The sequence below is a fragment of the Rhodanobacter sp. FW106-HT46G03 genome (genome assembly GCF_058789895.1).
This window is the reverse complement of sequence record NZ_JBYTCC010000001.1, coordinates 1776038-1794797: the sequence shown is the minus strand read 5'-3', so window position 1 is coordinate 1794797 and position 18760 is coordinate 1776038. Positions and strand designations below refer to the sequence as shown.

The window sequence follows — 18760 nt, the reverse complement described above, 5'->3', positions numbered from 1 at the left end:
CCTTCTCAAGCGTTGGGGCGTGAGCTGTTAGGGTTCGGCGCCTGGGCCTAGTACCCTCACAAGGCGGCCTCTGGCGGCGGCGGAAAGCCTTCGGATCCCGAAAGTCCTCGCAACTTCAACGACGAGGTCACCGGTCCGGATCGATCTCGCTGCAGCGATGATTTCCTCAGGCGCCAGCTCCTCGATAACGCGAACGTCTTCCTCTTGCTCTGGTACACGATAGATGTTCCAGCGACCAGGATCGTCAGCGGCCAGCCACACGAAATATCCATGCTCCGGCTCTGGATCCGGCTGAAAGTGACAGTGGCACCGAGCTAAGTCGAGGACACGCTCGGAAATAAGGCGGCCTGACCTTTTGAAACCGTGCGCGCGTGCGACCCGATCAACAAGTACTTTGTCCAGAATCGGGGCCTCTTGTTCCAGAACTTCGTGGATGCACTTCTCGAGCGTAGATTCATAGGACGCATCGTGGAAGTTGCTCGGTTGTAGTGATGATTTCAGGCTGGAGAGATTGGCCATGCGGTAGACCTTTTTTATAGGCGCGGCCTCATCTGCGCTCGGACCGCGAGCAACCAAACGCGTGGCTTCTACCGCCAGGCCGCCATCATCCTTCTTCACCTCTGGCTTACAGGCAAGTATTTCAGTATCTTGGTCTCGCTCTGCATCTCTGTCCGCAATCGCGGCGCCTTCGGCTTCCATCGCTTTCGCTGCTGCCGCCGCTTCGAGCGCTCTGGCTCGCTGCAATTCAGCCGTCCGAGAACGTTGCCTCTCCAGTTCAGAGCCAATGGCTCTATGCAGTCGTTCAAGGGCGCCGTCGCGATCAACCCACCATTCGGTTGACCAAACACGTATCAGCTGCCAGCCGAGACCACGCAGGATCTCACTCCGAATCTTGTCGCGATCCCGCGCCGTCGCTGCACTGTGATAAGTTGCGCCATCGCACTCGATGCCAACCAAATAGTCGCCGGGTCGATCCGGATGCACGATGCCCAGATCGATCCTGAAGCGCGACACGCCAATCTGAGAATGGGTTTCCCACCCCTTCGCCTGCAGCCCCAAGGCAACGAACCGTTCGAACGGCGAGTCGTAACCTCCCACGGAGCCACGCACGGCGGCGGCGATGGCCTTCGGCCCCTGATGTGCAAACTCGATGAAGTGGCGCAGATCATGTACGGCCTGCGCCGACGTACGGTTGAGGTCAATCATTGAAGGATCGAACGAAGTGAACACCATCATCTCGCGACGAGCACGCGTCACGGCAACGTTCAAACGGCGCCAGCCGCCTTCGCGATTGAGCGGCCCGAAATTCATGGACATCACGCTAGCGCCGGGCTCGGTAGGACCGATTCCGATACCCAGGATGATCAAGTCACGCTCGTCGCCCTGCATGGTCTCCAGATTCTTGACGACAACGGGTTCGGGCAGATCGCCCTTGAAGAACGGTTCGATCTCCCGATGGTCGCACCTCGCTCGGTCGAGAAGATCATCGACCAACTGTTGCTGCTCGACATTAAGGGTAATGATTCCGATGGACTGGCCGGATGCGATAAATTCAGGGTCTGTAAGCCGCTTGACCACCTCCGCTACGATAGCTTTGGCCTCAATCTGATTCCGCCGTCCACCCTTACCCTGCGCATATATGCCATCGACCTTGTGCCAGGAAACGGCACTCGCGCGTGTATCAGCCGCCGGAAAGGTGATCAGACTTCCATCGTAGTAGTGATAATTGGAGAACGTGATAAGGCTTTCGTGCCGACTACGGTAATGCCAGGTCAGGCTGTGCTGTGGCACACCGGCACCGATGCATTCGTCAAGGATGCTCGCCAGATCCTCGTCGGTATCGTCCTCACCCGTACTCGAACCTCGATTGAAGAAGCTGGTAGGCGGCATTTGTCGTGGATCGCCCGCAATGACCACTTGCTTGCCACGTGCGATAGAACCCACCGCGTCCCAAGGAGCTATCTGGGAAGCTTCATCAAAAATAACCAGGTCAAACAGCTCGTGATCAGCTGGCAGGTACTGAGCAATCGACATTGGACTCATCAACATGCACGGCGCCAGGACTGTGAAGTCCTGGCCCATCTCTTGGGCCAGCTGTCGAACCGGCTTGTGACGACGCTGCTTTTGCAACTCATACTTGAGGATGCCAAAGCCGCCGCGCTTTGTAACTCCATTTTTGTCCGGGATGTTGCCTGAGAGCTTGGCGCGAATGTAAGCCGAGGTGAGTGCGCGTAAGCCGTCCACGGCGGCAGCGTATGCGTCGATGTCACTCTGTTGTTCGGCCGGCACGAAGTGGCACAAAAGCGGCTCCGCATCGATCATCTTGGAAGCAAACCAGCGGGCATATGCTGCCTCGAAGCTATGGGTAACTGAACCCTCAGGAAGCGTCCCTTGCTCTACCGCTTCAACCAAAGGTTGTAATCCGCAAGTGATTGCCTCTTGGCGTACGCGACGCCAACTGCACCAAGCATGAAGGGCGTTCTCGCCCTCGACCACCGCCTGGACGTTGGCGAACAGCTCCGGTACCTGTCGATAAAGGTCGACTTCACTGCCCGCAGCTTTGTTAAATCGCTCGGTTGCATCGGAAAGAGCTTTGTACCGATCCGAGAGCTGGCCGATAGCCTCGGCAACGGGACCATTCGGCGCTAACAGGTCATTACCGTCAATCACCAGGTTTTGCATTACGTGGCGAAGCTTCACCAGCTGCTCAGGTGAATTGGCCAGCGGAATTAGATTCGCACAAAGGCTATCCGCCAATTTGGTCGCACACGCCATGCGCGTCACATCGGTGCCCAGTGCAGACCACCCTGGCACATCCCGGAGGGTGCATCCCAGGGCGTCAACCTTGGCCACAAGTTTTTCCATCGCGACGAGCCGTGGGAGGTCTGCTTCCACGTTGAGTGGAGCGGACGTTCCTGCAGTACCTGCGAGCGCTTTGGCCACTCCTTTCTTGGCCAGCGTGGCAAGGAACCAAAACTTCCTTGACGCCTCGGCCCATTCACTTCGTAGCGATTCGACGTTGATGCGGCGGACGGCCTCCGGCGCGTAGCGCTGCGACAATCGATCCTCCAGAGCCCCATAGTCCTTCAGTAGCGACGCCGCCTGCTGAGCAGCTGAACGAATCGACTTCAACGCCGGCGAGAAGGCGAAATGCAGATCTATGCCATGCGCGTCTGGCAGAAGGCGGACAAATTCGAGCAGTTTGGCGGCCGCGGGCACCGAACCGCCTACCGACAGCCCAGTCTTTTGTACGACCTGTGCACAAGCTTCATCGCAAGCCTTGAGTGCGACTTGTACCTGATGAGCCGCTCCTACCATGACTTCTTGCCAGGCATTGGACCACTCGGTCCGAGTTACCAGCGTCATTCGTGCGCCGACGCCGCGGGCGGCGTCTCTGTTTAGATCCAAGCGCCGGGCAACCTCCCGCAAATGTTCCATCTGAGCGGCGTCATGATCCGTACCCTCGGGCCACGACAGTCGAGGAGTGGCCGGCGTGGCATCCTTTACGACTCGACCGATAGCCTCATATACCGACCAGCCGTTGGGCCAGTGCCTATGTAGCACCTGGACCACTTCGTTGAGGCGGTCCCTAAGTGATCGGACCCTTTGGGCCTGCGTATCCCACTCCGCTTCCGACAGGGTGTCGCGAGACGTCCATGCGCGGTCAAGTTGCTGAAGCACGTGCATCTTGGAGGATTTGCTTGAATGCAGTTCCAGGCAGAACTGGCCGATGCCCTTGTTTTCCAGCCGCCGCTTTACTACATCCAATGCAGCCATCTTCTCGGCCACGAACAACACGCGCCTCCCTAACGCGAGGTTGTGCGCGATCATGTTGGCGATGGTCTGCGACTTACCGGTACCTGGTGGTCCGTCCAGCACGAAGCTGTGCCCCTTAGCGGATGCAACTACGGCCGCCAATTGCGAAGAGTCAGCGGGTAGAGGAGTGAACAGCTCGCGGGGATCGACGGTTCTATCCAGATCGTCGGGCTTAGGGAACTCCCCCGCCGACTCCAGCATGGACCCACCAAGTTTGTGGTTCAGCAAGTGCCGCACCACGTCGTTCTGCATCAGCAGTTCGGAACGATCGATCAGGTCGCGCCACATCAGGTACTTCGCGAAGGAAAACGTCCCCAGGGCGACTTCGGTGGTGACCTCGAAGCCGGGCATATCGCGCACCGCGCGGCGCACGATATTCCAGATTCCCTCGACATCAATGCCGCTTTCGTCCGTTGGTAGGTCGCCGCTCAGGCCGGAAATATTGAGCTGGAAGTCGTGACGAAGCAGTTCTAAAAGTGTCAAGTTGAACCGCGGCTCATCATCCAACATGGACATCTTCACACCGGACAACACGCTGCGCCGCTCCAGATGTACGGGCAGCAAGATCAGAGGGGCAAGGTAGCTCTTGGGGTCGTCTTTGCTTTTTTTCCAGTGCAGGAAACCAATAGCGAGAAAGAGAGTGTTGGACCCTCCCTCTTCGAGATCCGAGCGTGCTTTACGGTAAAGATCGACGAGAGCCGCATCGAGTTTGTCCTTCTCCATTCGGGAGAGCACCTCATGGCGTGTCATGGCCTGCCGGGAGGCTGCCTCCTCGAGACTTTCACGATTGCGCTTCTCGTAGATTTCGCTATCCCGACCGCCCACTTCGAGGTCAGGCATGGGGGCAATGCGAATGCTCACGTTGGCTGCGAGGACGTCCTCGAGTTCTGCCGGATCCGGACAGATCAGGCGAATTGCTTTGGCGCTTTCAGGTAAATGCAGGAGGCGGTTTCGTGTAGTCAGGTCGAGCAGCTTTCGTTGCCAAAGCTCCAGCTTGTCTGCTGCGGTGGCAGGCTCTTCTTTGACCTCGACGTCAAAGGCCGGCAGTTCGGGCGCCGATTCCAGAGCATCGCTGACCTTCGGAGCTTGCTCGCCATGTGTCTCGCAGGCGACCTTTGCAGTTACGGTCAGTGGCCGCACCTTCTGCATACGTGCTCGGCGCAAATCGACTGCCATCACGAAGTCATCGTCGGTCAGCTCCCGCTTGGCGACATCTACCGCATGGCTGAATCCTGGAGCGGGCGATTGCGTGGCCAACGTAGTTTCGAAGACCAGCAGTTCCTGAAGTTCAATGCGCTTTCGCACCGATGAGGCATCTTCATTGAGTACCTGTGAAAACTCCTGTGGCTGTAGCCAGACACCCGTGAATGCATGTCCCTTAGTCAACAAAACAATAGGATTGAGTCCTGCCTGCTCCAAGGCAGCTGCAAATAAGAGTGCGGTATCCATGCAGGTACCAACGCAGCCATCGAGCACTCGCGACGGTGACCGAATCTTTTGCCCCTCCTGCTCGAAGCTTGCCGGGGGCAATGCATAACTGATTCGGTACCCGCAGACAGCAGACCAAACGCTGGATGTCAGTTCCCAGGCGCGTTGGCGGGAGCCCTCCTTATATCCGTCAATGCCGTCAGGTCGGCCCGCACGACGCAAAACATCCGACGCACTCTTGAGCACCCTGTCGACCGCGGGATCGTTGGGCGTACAGAATGCGGCCAAAAGCTCCGGCATGCTGCCAGCGCCACCCCACTGATTCCGAGCAAGCAATTCGATCTGGAAGTGACGTTCGGCGACGACGGCGCTCTGTGAGCATAGGCGAAGGTGCACCGACGCATGCATCCCTTCGGTCAGATCCGCCAGATAGCCCTCTTTAAGATCAACATCGCGATCCGTAATCGCTAACGAGGAATCCGGGCCGAGTCTGTCGATACGCCATGTCTTCGCAGCAGCGAACGGTAGGCTTGGCTCGAGCTCTAGAGTCAGGTCGTCAAGACCTGCTTGGTCGTTACTCGTGATGGTCAGTTGCCGTAGCAGCGGTACGGCGTTCTGATGCGATGCCAGCCCCAACTTGGTGCTGACAATCCCATCGATAGAGATTCCCATGGCCCCTGTCCTTCCGACACCGCTGCAACGAACGGATCATAGGCCCGAATGGCGGAAGTTTCGACCTTTCCATCTGCGCCTTACCGAGCACAGATATCCGCACCGCGCCCTCCTTGAGGGCACCTTGGCGGATGTCGGATAGACAGTTTCTCTACCCTCGATAACTTGGCCTAATCACCCAGGCTTCGGCCGAGAGGAGCCTGACCGCACGAACTCCTGTCCAGACCCGTCGCCCGCACCTAGTTCGGACGCGACGCGTAAGCCCTTAGGTCATCGGCCAGGCCGCCAGATGGACATCCGCAACCGGTCGAATCCTGCCTGTCACCAAGCCCTCGCGCAAGCAGGCGACCTCATCAGTTGTAACCAGCATGCGCCGGATTGGGCTTCATCGGCTGGCGCCGGTAGACCGGCTGTATCCTGAACCTGTCGATCCACTCGGGTTGCGGATCGTGGCTGTCGAAGTGCATCACATCGATCGGCCGGTCGATGCGTCGAGACACATCGTACAGGGCAGTCAACAGGGTGCGAACGCTGCGCTCCGCAACTTTCTGGTCACCACCTAGCGCGATGACCAGGCTGTCCGGCTCGGTGCCCTTCGCCCACTTGAGCCCGGCGACGTAGGCCACCTCGACTTCCCGGATACCGGGGAGAGCGGCCTGCAGCTCCCTCACCAACGCTTTGGGCAACTGATCGAGCTTGTAGATGCTTTGCTCGCTCTTGCCATCAATATCAGCCGTCCATTTCTGTACCGGCGCGACCTCGCCGTCGCGCAAGAGTCGCTCAATCTTCTGCGGGTACAACGTGCACCTGGTGTCATTCGGGTTGAGCATCAGCGTCGAACCGCGGATCTGCTCGAGGAGTTCCCGGCCCTTTAGCTCCAGCACGCGAACGTTCCCGCGCGCAGCCCAATCGGCCTTGGCCTTGTCGGTAAAAACCGGGACCACGAACCGGCCGTCATCCGGGCTTTTGAACATCACCAACTGGCGTTTTCCGGGCGGCTCGACCTTCGGGGTATGCACACATACAAGGTGGCATCGAGAAGCGCACGGAAGAACGCAGGCTCCGCTCTCGCGTCCTGGATAGATGCCTCCATCAGTTTCTCCAGCTCGGCCGTCGACACCACTACGATCCGCTCCTACCCGAATACGATGCGCGCGGCGCGCTGGTCAGCGCCAACGGCGCGACCGGTTCGCGCCGGGCCGGCTGGCCGCGTGGCCGCTGGTCTGCGAACAGGCCCGGTTCTGGCAGCGACTGGAAGGAGCGTCCCTTTCCCGCCGCCGTCGCCCGGCGACGGCCATGCGCCCCATGCGGGAAACCGCCTTGCCCACCATCGAACGCGCCCCTGCTCTGCCGCCCTCGCCGAACCCGCTCTTTCTCGGGCTGCAACCGTGCGGGACGCTTGGGGCGCGGCGGGGTTTGTCATGCACGTCGACAACCTTCATCTCACTCCCGACAGCGCAAGTAACTTATTACTTATCCGTTGATTACAGGAAGAGATGAAACCTTCATCCAGTACTGTGGTTTACGGTCTTGCACCAAGCTATTTCCAGGTGGTAGGGTAGTAACCAGTTACTTACTACATGGAACCTGAACGTGACCGCACGCCCGCAACACCTATCCGCCGAAGAACGGCGCGCGGCCACGGTGCAAGCCGTGGTCGCTCTGGCGGCAGAGCAGAACCCGGCCGATATCACGACCACCGCCATTGCCGATCGCATGGGTTTGACGCAGGGCGCGCTGTTCCGCCACTTCCCCACCAAGGACGCGATCCTGGAGGCAACGATGGCCTGGGTCAGCGGGCGCCTGTTGGTCCGCCTGGACATGGCGGCCGAAGGCGCGGCGTCGCCGGTTGCGGCGCTTGAATCCATGTTCATGACGCACATCGACTTCGTAGCCAAACACCCGGGTGTGCCGCGCATGCTGTTCGGGGAGCTGCAGCGTCCCGGCGAAACGCTCGCCAAGCGGATGGTCCAGACCCTGCTTCGCCAGTACGAACAGCGCCTGCGTCGTGTGATGGAGACAGGCAGGACGCGGGGCGAGCTGGACGCGGATCTGGACGTGAGGGCTGCGGCCGTGCTGTTCATTGGCACCATCCAAGGGCTGGTCATGCAGTCGCTGCTGGCCGGCAAGGTCGGTCACATCCGAAGCGAGGCGTCCACCGTGTTCGCCATCTACCTGCGTGGCATCACGCAACGGCCATGAACCCGGCCGCCCGACCGCAGCGTACCGCCTGGGGCTGGCTGCTCTCCCTGCTGGCTATCGGCTTCGGCCTGCTCACCCTTCGGGAGGGCGGTGCAGTGCTGTTTTTCGATGGTGCAGCGCGCCGGGCCGCCGGCCACTACGTGCCTTTTGTGCTCTGGCTCAATTTCCTGGCCGGGTTCGCCTACATCATCGCAGGCGTCGGCCTGTGGCGGCGCCGGCGCTGGGCCGTCTGGCTGGCGACGGCCATCGCGGTGGCGACCGCCCTCGGGTTCCTGGCTTTCGGCGTGCATGTGCTTCTGGGTGGTGCCTGGGAGCCGCGCACGCCGGTTGCCATGACGTTGCGCATTCTGGTGTGGGTGGGCATTGCGACTCTGGCTTGGCGCCGCTCGGCAGCGGACGCGCCGGCCGGGCACGAACACTGAACCTTTTCTCCAGCGGGAACCCTGCCATGACGACTCCAACCCTCCCCGCCCCAAAAATTCGCCGGATCGCGATCGCGGTCGTCATCCTCGCGCTCGGCGGCGCGCTGGTGTTCTGGCTATCGCGCGACCACGGCAAGGAAAATACGTTGCGCCTCTACGGCAACGTCGACATCCGCGAGGTGCAACTGGCGTTCCGCCAGCCCGGCCGCGTGCTGCAGATGGCCTTCGACGAGGGCGACACGGTGCGTGCCGGTACCCGCATGGCCGCGCTGGATGCACAGCCGTATCGGGATGCCCTGGCCGCCGCGCAGGCGCAGGTACAGGTGGCGCAGGCCGAGCTGGCCAAGCTGCGCCGCGGCCTGCGTCCGCAGGAGATCACGCAGGCACGCGAAGCACTCAAGCGGGCACAGGCGCTGGCCACCGAGTCCGAACGCAACTTCCAGCGCCAAAGCGGCCTGCTGGCATCGGGCGCCAGCAGCCAACGAACGGTCGATGCCGCCCGCATGACGCGCGATCAGGCAACCGCCGGCGTCGCCGCGGCCAAGGCGGCCCTGTCGCAGGCCTCCGAAGGCTTTCGCCAGGAAGACATCGCCGCGGCCGAAGCACGCCTGGCGGCCGCCCAGGCCACCGCGGCGCAAGCCACCACGGCGTTGGCGGACACCGAACTGGTCGCGCCGAGCGACGGCACCGTGATCGCCCGCGTGCGTGAGCCCGGCAGCATGGTGGCTAGCCAGAGCACGGTCTACAGCCTGAGCCTGGACAAGCCGGTCTACGTGCGCGCCTATGTCGGCGAGCCGGACCTGGGGCGCATCGCCCCCGGCGAAGCGGTGCAGGTCAAGAGCGATTCATCGGACAAGGTCTATCGCGGCCACATCGGCTTCATCTCGCCGCGCGCCGAATTCACGCCCAAGACGGTGGAGACGACGGACCTGCGCACCGACCTCGTGTACCGGTTGCGCATCGTCGTCGATGGCGCCGACAGCGACGCCGGCCTGCGCCAGGGCATGCCGGTGACCATCACGCTCGATGCCCCGCCCGGCACGGCCACACCCACCGGGAAGCGCTGAGATGCCTGCGGGCGCTGCCATCGCCGCCACGCCGAACGGCACGGCCTTCGATACCGATGCCGCCGTCGTCATCGACGGCGTGGACAAGCATTTCGGCCAGGTGCAGGCGCTGCGCGGCCTGAGCGCACACATCCAGTATGGACGGCTGACCGGCCTGGTCGGCCCGGATGGCGCCGGCAAGACGACGCTGATGCGCATCCTGACCGGCCTACTGGTGCCCGACGCCGGTCGCGTCACCCTGGCCGGCTTCGACGTGGTCAGGGACAACGACGCCATCCACGTCGCCAGCGGCTACATGCCGCAGCGCTTCGGCCTGTACGAAGACCTGTCGGTGATGGAGAACATGCGCCTGTACGCACGGTTGCGTGGCATGGACGCCAACCGCAACGCCGAGCTGTTTGCCGAGCTGCTCGACTTCACCCGGCTTGGCCCCTTCACCGAGCGCCTCGCCGGCAAGCTCTCCGGCGGCATGAAGCAGAAGCTCGGCCTGGCCTGCGCACTGATGGCGCGGCCCAAGGTGCTGCTGCTGGACGAGCCCGGCGTGGGCGTCGACCCGGTCAGCCGCCAGGATCTGTGGCGAATGGTGCAGGCGCTGACCGACGAGGGCATGGCCGTGGTCTGGTCCACCGCCTATCTCGACGAGGCCGAGCGCTGCGAAAGCGTGCTGCTGCTCAACCAGGGCAAGCTGCTGTTCGACGGGCCGCCGCAAGAGTTGACCGCGCAGCTCGAAGGCCGCAGCTTCCGCCTGGAGAACGTCGGCGCCGAGCGCCGGGCAATCCTGACCGAGGCGCTCGATCTGCCCAGCGTGAGCGATGGCGTGATCCAGGGCGCCGGCGTGCGCGTGGTGCTGCGCGCGGGTGCCGACACGGCACCGGTGCAGGCCCTGGCCGATCGGGCGCGGGTGGCGCTGACGCCGGTGCCGGCGCGCTTCGAGGACGCCTTCATCGACCTGCTCGGCGGCGGCCCCGGCGGCACTTCCACGTTGGCCGAGCGGCTGGCGCCGGTCGAGCTGGGCTCGGACATTGCCGTGTCGTGCCGCGACCTCACCAAGCGCTTCGGCGAATTCACCGCCACCGACAGCGTCAGCTTCGAGGTGCGCAAGGGCGAAATCTTCGGCCTGCTCGGCCCCAACGGCGCCGGCAAGTCCACCACCTTCAAGATGCTGTGCGGCCTGCTCAAACCCACGGCGGGCGAGGCGCATGTGGTGGGGCTCGACCTGCGCCGCGCCACCGGTGCGGCCAAGAGCCGGCTCGGCTACATGGCGCAGAAGTTCTCGCTCTACGGCCTGCTGTCGGTGCAGCAGAACCTCGAGTTCTCGGCTGGGGTCTACGGGCTGGAAGGCGATACTCGGCGCGAGCGCATCGCCGAGATGATCGAAACCTTCGACCTCGGCGGCTGGCTGGCCGCCACGCCCGACTCGCTTCCGCTCGGGCACAAGCAGCGCCTGGCACTGGCCTGCTCGCTGATGCACCGCCCGCCGGTGCTGTTCCTGGACGAGCCCACTTCAGGGGTGGATCCCATCACCCGGCGCGAGTTCTGGACCCACATCAACGGACTTGCGCGCAAGGGCGTAACCATCATGGTCACCACCCACTTCATGGACGAGGCCGAATACTGCGACCGCGTTGCCATGCTCTCGCGCGCGCGGCTGATTGCGCTGGACACGCCCGACGCGCTCAAGCGCATGACGGCGAGCCCGCAAAAGCCCGATCCGACCATGGAGGACGCCTTCATCCACCTGGTCGAGTCGGCCGCGCGCGAGATGGAGGCCGCCCCATGAACGCTCCCATGAAGCACCAGGGCGGCGGCCCGCAGCAGCCCGACCTGCGCGGCTTCAACCTGCGGCGCCTGATGGCCCTGGTCACCAAGGAAAGCCACCAGGCGCTGCGCGATCCCTCGACGCTGCTGATCGCCTTCGTGCTGCCGGTGGTGTTGCTGCTGCTGTTCGCCTATGCGGTGTCGCTGGATGCCAGGGACGTCCGCGTCAGCGTGGTGCTCGAATCCCCCGGCGCCTCGGCGCAGTCGCTGGCCGCCGCGTTTTCCGGTACCCGCTTTCTGCAGGTGGAGTTCGCCCATGACCGGCGCGAAGTGGCCGACAAGCTGGTGTCCGGTGCCCTGCGCGGCTACGTGGTGATTCCGCAGGATTTCGAGCAGCGCCTGGCGCAGCGCGGCAGCGAGCCGCTGGTGCAGATCATCACCGACGGCTCCTACCCCAACACCGCCAACTACGTCGAGAACTACGCCCGCGGCGTGGTGCAGACCTGGCGTGCCGGGCTGGGTGTTGCGGCGCCGCCCCAGTCCGTCGTGCTGGAGCCGCGCTACTGGTTCAACCCCGAGCTGGAAAGCCGCCGCGCGCTGATCCCCGGCGCGATCGCCATCGTCATGACCATCATCGGCACCATGCTCACCGCGCTGGTCGTGGCGCGCGAATGGGAGCGCGGCACCATGGAGGCGGTGCTGTCCACGCCTGCTTCGATCGCCGAGATCCTGATCGGCAAGCTGCTGCCGTACTTCGTGCTCGGCATGCTGTCCACGCTGGTCGCGGCGGGGTTGGCCGTATTCGTGTTCGGCGTGCCGATGCGAGGCTCGCTGGCCGCGCTGCTGCTGCTGTCGGCGGTGTTCATGGTGCCGGCGCTGGGCCAGGGTCTGCTGATTTCCTCGCTGGCACGCAACCAGTTCCTGGCAGCGCAGATCGCGCTGTTCACCGGTTTCCTGCCGGCCTTCATGTTGTCGGGCTTTCTGTACGAGATCGACGCCATGCCGGCGCCGATCCGCGCCATCACCCGGGTGGTTCCGGCGCGCTATTTCGTCGATTCGCTCAAGACCGTGTTCCTGGCCGGCGACGTCTGGGCGGTGTTCCTGCCCAACCTGGCGGCGATGGCCGCGATCGGCGCGCTGTTCTTCGTGATCGCCAAGCGCGCCACGCGCAAGAACCTGGAGTGAACCCATGTCGACCGCCGCCTTCTCGTTCACCCGCCTGCGCGCCCAGTTCATCAAGGAAGTACTCAGCGTCCTGCGCGACCCGCGCAGCCGCATGGTGGTGTTCGTGCCGCCGATCCTGCAGCTTTTGGTGTTCGCCTTTGCCGCGACCCTCGATGTGCGCAACGTCGATATCGCCGTCTACAACCAGGACGCGGGCCGCTGGTCGCACGAGCTGGTGCAGCGGCTGGAAAGTGCCCAGTTCATCTCCCAAGTACGACGCATCGACAACCGGCAGCAATTGCACGAGCTGATCAACCGTGGCGAGGTGATCGCGGCGCTGGCCATTCCCGCCGATTTCTCGCGCACGATCGCTGCCGGCGGGAGCGGCCACGCGCAGGTGCTGGTCGATGGCCGGCGCAGCAATTCGGGGCAGATCACGGTGTCCTACCTGTCGACCATCGCCGCCGATGTCGGCGCCGAGGTGGTGCCCGATGCACGGGCACCCTCGCCCGTGCTGGTGCGCCACTGGTTCAATCCGAACCTGGTCTACCGCTGGTACATCGTGCCCGGCCTGACCGGCATCCTGGCGTTGTTCAGCTCGCTCTTGATCACCTCGTTGTCGATTGCGCGCGAACGGGAGCTCGGCACCTTCGACCAGTTGCTGGTCTCGCCCACCTCGACGCCGGAAATCATCATTTCCAAATCCCTGCCGGCGCTGGCCATCGGCACGCTGCTGGGCCTGTTCATGATCGGCGCGGGCGTGTTCCTGTTTGGCATCCCGTTCACCGGCTCGTTCGCGCTGCTGCTCGCGAGCCTCGTGCTGTTCATCCTGTCGGTGGTCGGCATCGGCCTGATGATTTCCGCGGTCAGCATGACGCAGCAGCAGGCCATCCTCGGCGCATTTGCCATCGGCGTGCCGGCGGTGCTGATGTCCGGCTTTGCGACGCCGGTGGAGAACATGCCCGTCGTTTTCCAATGGCTGGCACAGGCCATTCCGCTGACCCACTTCCTGGTCATCGTCGAGGGCAGCTTTTTGAAGGCCATGCCGCCCGGCGAGATCCTCGCCAGCCTGTGGCCGCTGGCGGTCATTGCCCTCACCACGCTGACCATGGCCACCGTATTCGTCCGAGGACGCCTGCAATGAAACCCGAGCCCGCCATCTCCGTCCTGCGTGCAGCCGGCACCGGCATGACCTCCGGGCACAAGCGCACGCTCGCGTTGGCCCTGTCCGGCCTGCTGCTGACCGCCTGCGCGGCCGTCGGCCCCGATTACCGCAAACCGCCACCGGTCGACCTCGGCAGCGGCTGGACCTTGCCGTCGGCCGGCAACGCCCGGCCCGCAGACCTGAGCCATTGGTGGTCGACCCTGGACGATCCCACCCTGGATCGCCTGGTGGCCACGGCGCTGGCCCAGAACCTGGACCTGCGCCAGGCCGCGGCCCGCATCGACGAGGCACGCGCGCTGCGCGATCGGGTGGCCGGCGCGGCCTTGCCGACCGTGGGTGTCGGCGCCAGCGTCAACCGGCGCGGGCAAAGCCGGAACGGCCCCTTGCCCGTCGGCAAGATCCCCGGCCTGGACGCCACGCAGACCATCTACGACGCGGGCTTCGACGCAGCCTGGGAGGCCGACCTGTTCGGCGCCAAACGGCGCGCCCTGGAAGGCGCCAGTGCCCGCCTGCAGGCGACCGAGGCCGAGGCGCAGGGCGTGCGCATGCGCATCGTGGCCGAGGTCGCGCGCACCTGGTTCACCGCCGTCGGCGCCCGCTCCGAATTGCACGCACAACAGGCCACGCTGGACACCTTGCAGCAGACCCTGGAACTGGTGCGCCAGCGGCAAGCGCTGGGCGACGCGTCGGCGGCCGACGTGGAAACCGTGTACGCCCAATGGGCCGCGGCGAACGCACTCCTGCCGGATATCGAGGCGCGCCAGCGTGCCGCCGTCCTCGGCCTGGGCGTGCTGCTGGGTGCCCCGCCGGAGCGGGAGCTCGCCTTGCTGGACGGCCCGCTGACACCCGGCACCCTGCCGGCGCTGCCGGTGGGCGAGCGCGCCGACATCCTGCGCCGGCGCCCCGACGTGCTGGCGGCGGAACGGCGTCTGGCGGCCAGTTCCGCCGACGTGGGCGTGGCCACGGCCGAGCTGTTTCCCAAGCTCTCCATCGGTGTCGGCGGCGGGTTCCAGGCGTTGAGCGCGGGCGATTGGTTCGATGCCTCCAGCTCGCGCTTTTCCATCCTGCCGATGATTTCCTGGCGTCTGTTCGACGGCGGCCGCGTGCGCGCCGAAATCCGCGCACGCGAGGCCGGGCAGCGGCAGGCCGCGCTCGCATACGAGCAGGCCGTGCTGGCCGCGCTGGGCGACGCCGAGCGCGCGCTGGGCGACTACCGCGGCGGGCTGGAGACCCTGAAGCGCCGCGGCATGGCACTGGATGCTGCGCGCACGAGCTACGGTCACGCCAAGGCACGCTACGCGGCGGGCGACATCGCCCTGGTCGAACTGCTGGCCGCCCAGCGCAGCCTGGACGAGGCCGAGTTCGCCACCGCACGCGCGCATACCAACGCGGCCGTGCAACTGGTGGCGCTGTACAAGGCGCTGGGCGGCGGCTGGGACCCGTCCGCCGCCGCCTCCGTCGCGGCTTCTACCCCCTGACGCGCCACGATGAAACCGCCACGCACCACGGCCTGGGCACCGGCCCAATACAGCAGACGATGCGGGAGTGAACATCCATGAAACTGAGCTTCCTGGGTGCAGCACGCGAGGTCACCGGATCGTGCTTTCTGGTGGAAACGGCCGACCTGCGCTTTCTGGTCGATTGCGGCATGGTCCAGGGTGGGCGCGCGGCGGCGGTGCGCAACCGCGAACCCTTCCCGTTCGATCCGGCGTCCATCGATTTCGTGCTGCTGACCCACGCCCACATCGACCACAGCGGGCTGCTGCCCAAGCTCACGCGGGCAGGCTTCAAGGGGCCCATCTACGCCACGCCGGCGACCGTCGATCTGGTCGGGGTGATGCTGCCCGACAGCGCCCACATCCAGGAGGGCGATGCGCAACGGGAGGCCAGGCGGTCCCAAGCGAAAACCGTGGCGCCCCCCGTGTACACCTTGCAGGATGCACGCGAGTGCCTGCGGCAGATGCGAGGCATCGCCCATGACCGCGAGTTCGCCCCTGGCGTCGGGGTGCGGGTGCGCTTTCGCGATGCTGGGCACATCCTCGGCTCGGCCATCATCGAGGTCTGGGCCACCGAACGCGGCAAGCCGACGAAGCTCGTGTTCAGCGGCGATCTGGGCCAGCCGGGACGCCCCATCCTGCGCGATCCGACACCCATCGCGGACGCCGACATCCTGGTCATCGAATCCACCTACGGCGATCGCCTGCACGAGGATTTCCTGGCGACCGAAGAGGACATGGTCCGCATCGTCGAGGAAACCCTGTTCGCGCGTGGTGGCAACGTCATCGTGCCGGCCTTCGCGGTCGGCCGTACCCAGGAGGTGCTCTACCACCTGCACCGGCTCACCCGCGAGGGGCGACTGCGCCAGCTCAAGGTGTTCGTGGACTCACCGATGGCCACCGAGGCCACGCGCATCACGCGCGAGCATCTGGAGCTGTTCGATGAACAGGCCCGGCAGCTGGCCGAATGGCACGCGCGCGGCGAGGATCTCCCGTATCTGCACTTCACGGGAAGTGTCGAGGAGTCGATGGCGCTAAACCGGATCCGCTCCGGGGCCATCATCATTTCCGCCAGCGGCATGTGCGACGCAGGGCGCATCCGGCACCATCTGCGCCACAACCTGCCACGCCGCGAATGCAGCGTGCTGTTTTCCGGTTTCCAGGCGCAGGGCACGTTGGGCCGGCGCCTGATCGAGGGCGCCGAGCGGGTGCGCCTGTTCGGCGAGGACATCCCGGTACGGGCCGCGATCCACAACGTGGGCGGCCTCTCGGCGCATGCCGACCAAAAGGCGCTGCTGGACTGGGCGCGGGGTTTCGCCCAGGCCCCCGCACGAACCTTCGTGGTGCATGGGGAACCGCCCACCGCGCAGACCTTCGCCGAACTCCTGCAGCGGCAACTCGGCTGGCAGGTCACGGTGCCCGAACCGGGCTACGCGCTGCGCTGGCCGGATGTTCCGGAGCACGGGCGATGAAACCGGAAAGCGGTTCCGCCGAGCGTTTGCGCGCGATCCTCGAGTCGCCGACGTACCGCCTCGCCTACGAAGATGCCGACCTGCTTGGCCAGGATGAGCTGCGCCCCCTGCGGCTGCAGCTTGAACTGCTCAAACCCGAGCGCACCCTGCATGCGCAGGGCATCCGGTCGACGGTGGTGGTGTTCGGCAGCGCGCGCGTGAGCGATGCCGACACCGCTGCCGCCCGCTTCGGTGCGCTGGAGCAGCGGGCACTCGCGGCGCCCGGGGATGCCGGGCTGCAGCAGGAGCTCGCCCGCGCCCGGCGCCGGGTCGAACAGGCACGCCACTACGAGCAGGCACGGCGCTTCGCGAGCCTGATCTCGACGCGCTTCCAGCAGCAGGGTCGCGCCGATTTCGTCGTCGTCACGGGCGGCGGCTCCGGCATCATGGCGGCCGCCAACCGCGGCGCCTTCGAGGCTGGCGCGCGCTCGATTGGCCTGAACATCACGCTGCCGCACGAACAGGTTCCCAACCCCTACATGAGCCCGGAACTAGCGTTCCGCTTCCACTATTTCGCGCTGCGCAAGATGCATTTCCTGCTGCACGCGAAGGGGCTGGTGACTTTCCCCGGCGGCTACGGAACGCTCGACGAGCTGTTCGAGGTGCTGACCCTGATCCAGACCGGAAAGATGCAGCGGATTCCGGTGGTGCTGGTCGGGCGCGCGTTCTGGCAACGCGCGGTCGATTTCGATCTGCTGCTCGACGAAGGCTACATCTCTCCATCCGATCTCGACTTGTTCACCTGCGTGGACGAAGCCGAGGAAATCGTCAGTGCCCTCGAACGCTTTCATGGCGGCGTAGAAGCAGGTGACGCGCCAGCATGATGCGTGACGACGCACCTCATCGGAGTTTGCGCAGCACAAAAGCCCGGCCGCCGCTGTGGTTTCTTGCGTTGTGGGCTGCCGGCGCGTTGCTCAGCCCAATTTCTGCTCTCGGTTCCGACTCCCCGGTCGCTTCAGACCCCCACCCGTGCCTGCCAGAGCAATCGCTGCGCTGGCGGGGTGGCACCCTGCGCCTGGAAAACGACTTGTTCACCGGCACCGATCGCAATTACACCAATGGCGTGGCGCTGACGGCCGTCTCGCACGATCTGCGAGGCGCACTCCGTCACGAGTGCCTGCCCCGGCCGATCGGCTGGTACGCCCGCTTCATCGGCTGGGCCGACCCGGACTTTTGGCGCGATGCCGGCGTCCGGTCATCGTCGCAGAATCTCGTCGTGCGTTTTGGTCAGGCCATGTACACGCCAGGGGACAGGACCCGCACCGAAGTGATTCCGGATGACCGGCCATATGCCGGATTGCTCTACATGGGGCTGGCGTGGAATCGCCGTATCCATCCACGAGCCGCCGGTTACGAAATGCTGGACGTGCGTGAGCTGACCCTGGGCGTGATCGGCCCCTGGTCACTGGCCGAACAGTCCCAGAACTTGGTGCACCGGGTGCGCGGCATCGAGCGCTTTCAGGGCTGGAACAATCAGTTGCGCAACGAACCGGCGTTCCAGATCGCCATGGAACGCAAGTTCAAGCCGTACGCGGAAGGCACCGTCCGTCCCGGATGGAGCAGTGACGCGATCGGCAGTTATGCCCTGCGGGTCGGAAACATCGAAACCTCCGCCAGCACCGGCGTGGAATTGCGTGCGGGCTGGAACATCCCGAACGACTTCGGCAGCTATCCGATCCGCCCTGGTGCGGAAAACCGTCCGCCCTCGGGTGATGCCGGCCTGCGCACGACACGGCCGCAATCGGCGCGGGCGCCTAAACCCGGGGCGCATGCCTTCTTGAACCTGGAGGCAAGCGCCGTCGCCTGGGATTTCTCGCTCGACGGAAACATGTTCCGGAGCAGCCACCGCGTCAGCCGGCGGCCGTGGGTCGCACAGGCAGCGCTGGGCATCAGCAGCCAATGGATCGTTGCCGGACGTGGCATGCGGCTCGCCGTGATGCGCGTCTGGAGAACCCGTGAATTCGACCAGCAGGCAGGCCGCCATGGGTTCGGATCGATTTCCCTGAGCCTCGAGTTCTGAGCCCCGCAACCATTCGCCGCCCACAGGGCCGCTCATCAA

Annotated in this window: 12 protein-coding genes; 10 read left to right on the top strand and 2 right to left on the bottom strand. The window is 64.6% G+C overall.

Features of this window, described 5'->3' with window-relative positions:
• Positions 1–27: 27 nt before the first annotated feature.
• Together proA and AC3WP6_RS07635 are read right to left on the bottom strand one after the other, a co-directional pair.
• Positions 28–5916, bottom strand: coding sequence for an anti-phage protein ProA (proA, locus tag AC3WP6_RS07640; protein ID WP_492627160.1), 5889 nt, complete (start codon positions 5914–5916; stop codon positions 28–30).
• A 353-nt stretch (positions 5917–6269) separates the two neighbouring features.
• Complete coding sequence (locus AC3WP6_RS07635) at positions 6270–6935, bottom strand: SseB family protein (RefSeq protein WP_492627159.1); 666 nt, start codon at positions 6933–6935, stop codon at positions 6270–6272.
• Between the two features lie 574 nt (positions 6936–7509).
• Between AC3WP6_RS07635 and AC3WP6_RS07630 the strand changes: the two genes are divergently transcribed.
• From AC3WP6_RS07630 to AC3WP6_RS07585, 10 genes are all read left to right on the top strand, one after another.
• A complete protein-coding gene (locus AC3WP6_RS07630; RefSeq protein WP_291775505.1) occupies positions 7510–8118 on the top strand; it encodes a TetR/AcrR family transcriptional regulator in 609 nt (202 codons plus the stop codon).
• Entirely contained in the window at positions 8115–8540 is a 426-nt protein-coding gene (locus AC3WP6_RS07625) for a hypothetical protein (protein ID WP_291775502.1), read from the top strand. The genes AC3WP6_RS07630 and AC3WP6_RS07625 overlap by 4 nt, the downstream gene beginning before the upstream one ends.
• A gap of 26 nt (positions 8541–8566) precedes the next feature.
• Positions 8567–9607 carry a secretion protein HlyD gene (gene hlyD, locus AC3WP6_RS07620; RefSeq protein ID WP_291775499.1) on the top strand — a complete coding sequence of 347 codons (1041 nt, stop codon included), beginning with the start codon at positions 8567–8569 and terminating at the stop codon, positions 9605–9607.
• 1 nt (position 9608) lies between these two features.
• A complete protein-coding gene (locus AC3WP6_RS07615; RefSeq protein ID WP_291775496.1) occupies positions 9609–11387 on the top strand; it encodes an ATP-binding cassette domain-containing protein in 1779 nt (592 codons plus the stop codon).
• Positions 11384–12550, top strand: coding sequence for an ABC transporter permease (locus tag AC3WP6_RS07610; RefSeq protein WP_291775493.1), 1167 nt, complete (start codon positions 11384–11386; stop codon positions 12548–12550). The genes AC3WP6_RS07615 and AC3WP6_RS07610 overlap by 4 nt, the downstream gene beginning before the upstream one ends.
• A 4-nt stretch (positions 12551–12554) precedes the next feature.
• Positions 12555–13673: an ABC transporter permease gene (locus AC3WP6_RS07605; protein ID WP_291775490.1), complete on the top strand. Its 1119-nt coding sequence runs from the start codon at positions 12555–12557 to the stop codon at positions 13671–13673.
• Complete coding sequence (locus tag AC3WP6_RS07600) at positions 13670–15172, top strand: efflux transporter outer membrane subunit (RefSeq protein ID WP_291775487.1); 1503 nt, start codon at positions 13670–13672, stop codon at positions 15170–15172. The genes AC3WP6_RS07605 and AC3WP6_RS07600 overlap by 4 nt, the downstream gene beginning before the upstream one ends.
• Positions 15173–15249: 77 nt before the next feature.
• Positions 15250–16662, top strand: coding sequence for an MBL fold metallo-hydrolase RNA specificity domain-containing protein (locus AC3WP6_RS07595; protein ID WP_291775484.1), 1413 nt, complete (start codon positions 15250–15252; stop codon positions 16660–16662).
• On the top strand, positions 16659–17525 hold the full coding sequence (locus AC3WP6_RS07590; RefSeq protein ID WP_291775481.1) for an LOG family protein: 867 nt from the start codon (positions 16659–16661) through the stop codon (positions 17523–17525). The genes AC3WP6_RS07595 and AC3WP6_RS07590 overlap by 4 nt, the downstream gene beginning before the upstream one ends.
• Positions 17522–18721, top strand: coding sequence for a lipid A deacylase LpxR family protein (locus AC3WP6_RS07585; RefSeq protein WP_291775478.1), 1200 nt, complete (start codon positions 17522–17524; stop codon positions 18719–18721). Before AC3WP6_RS07590 ends, AC3WP6_RS07585 begins: the two co-directional genes overlap by 4 nt.
• Positions 18722–18760 lie beyond the last annotated feature (39 nt).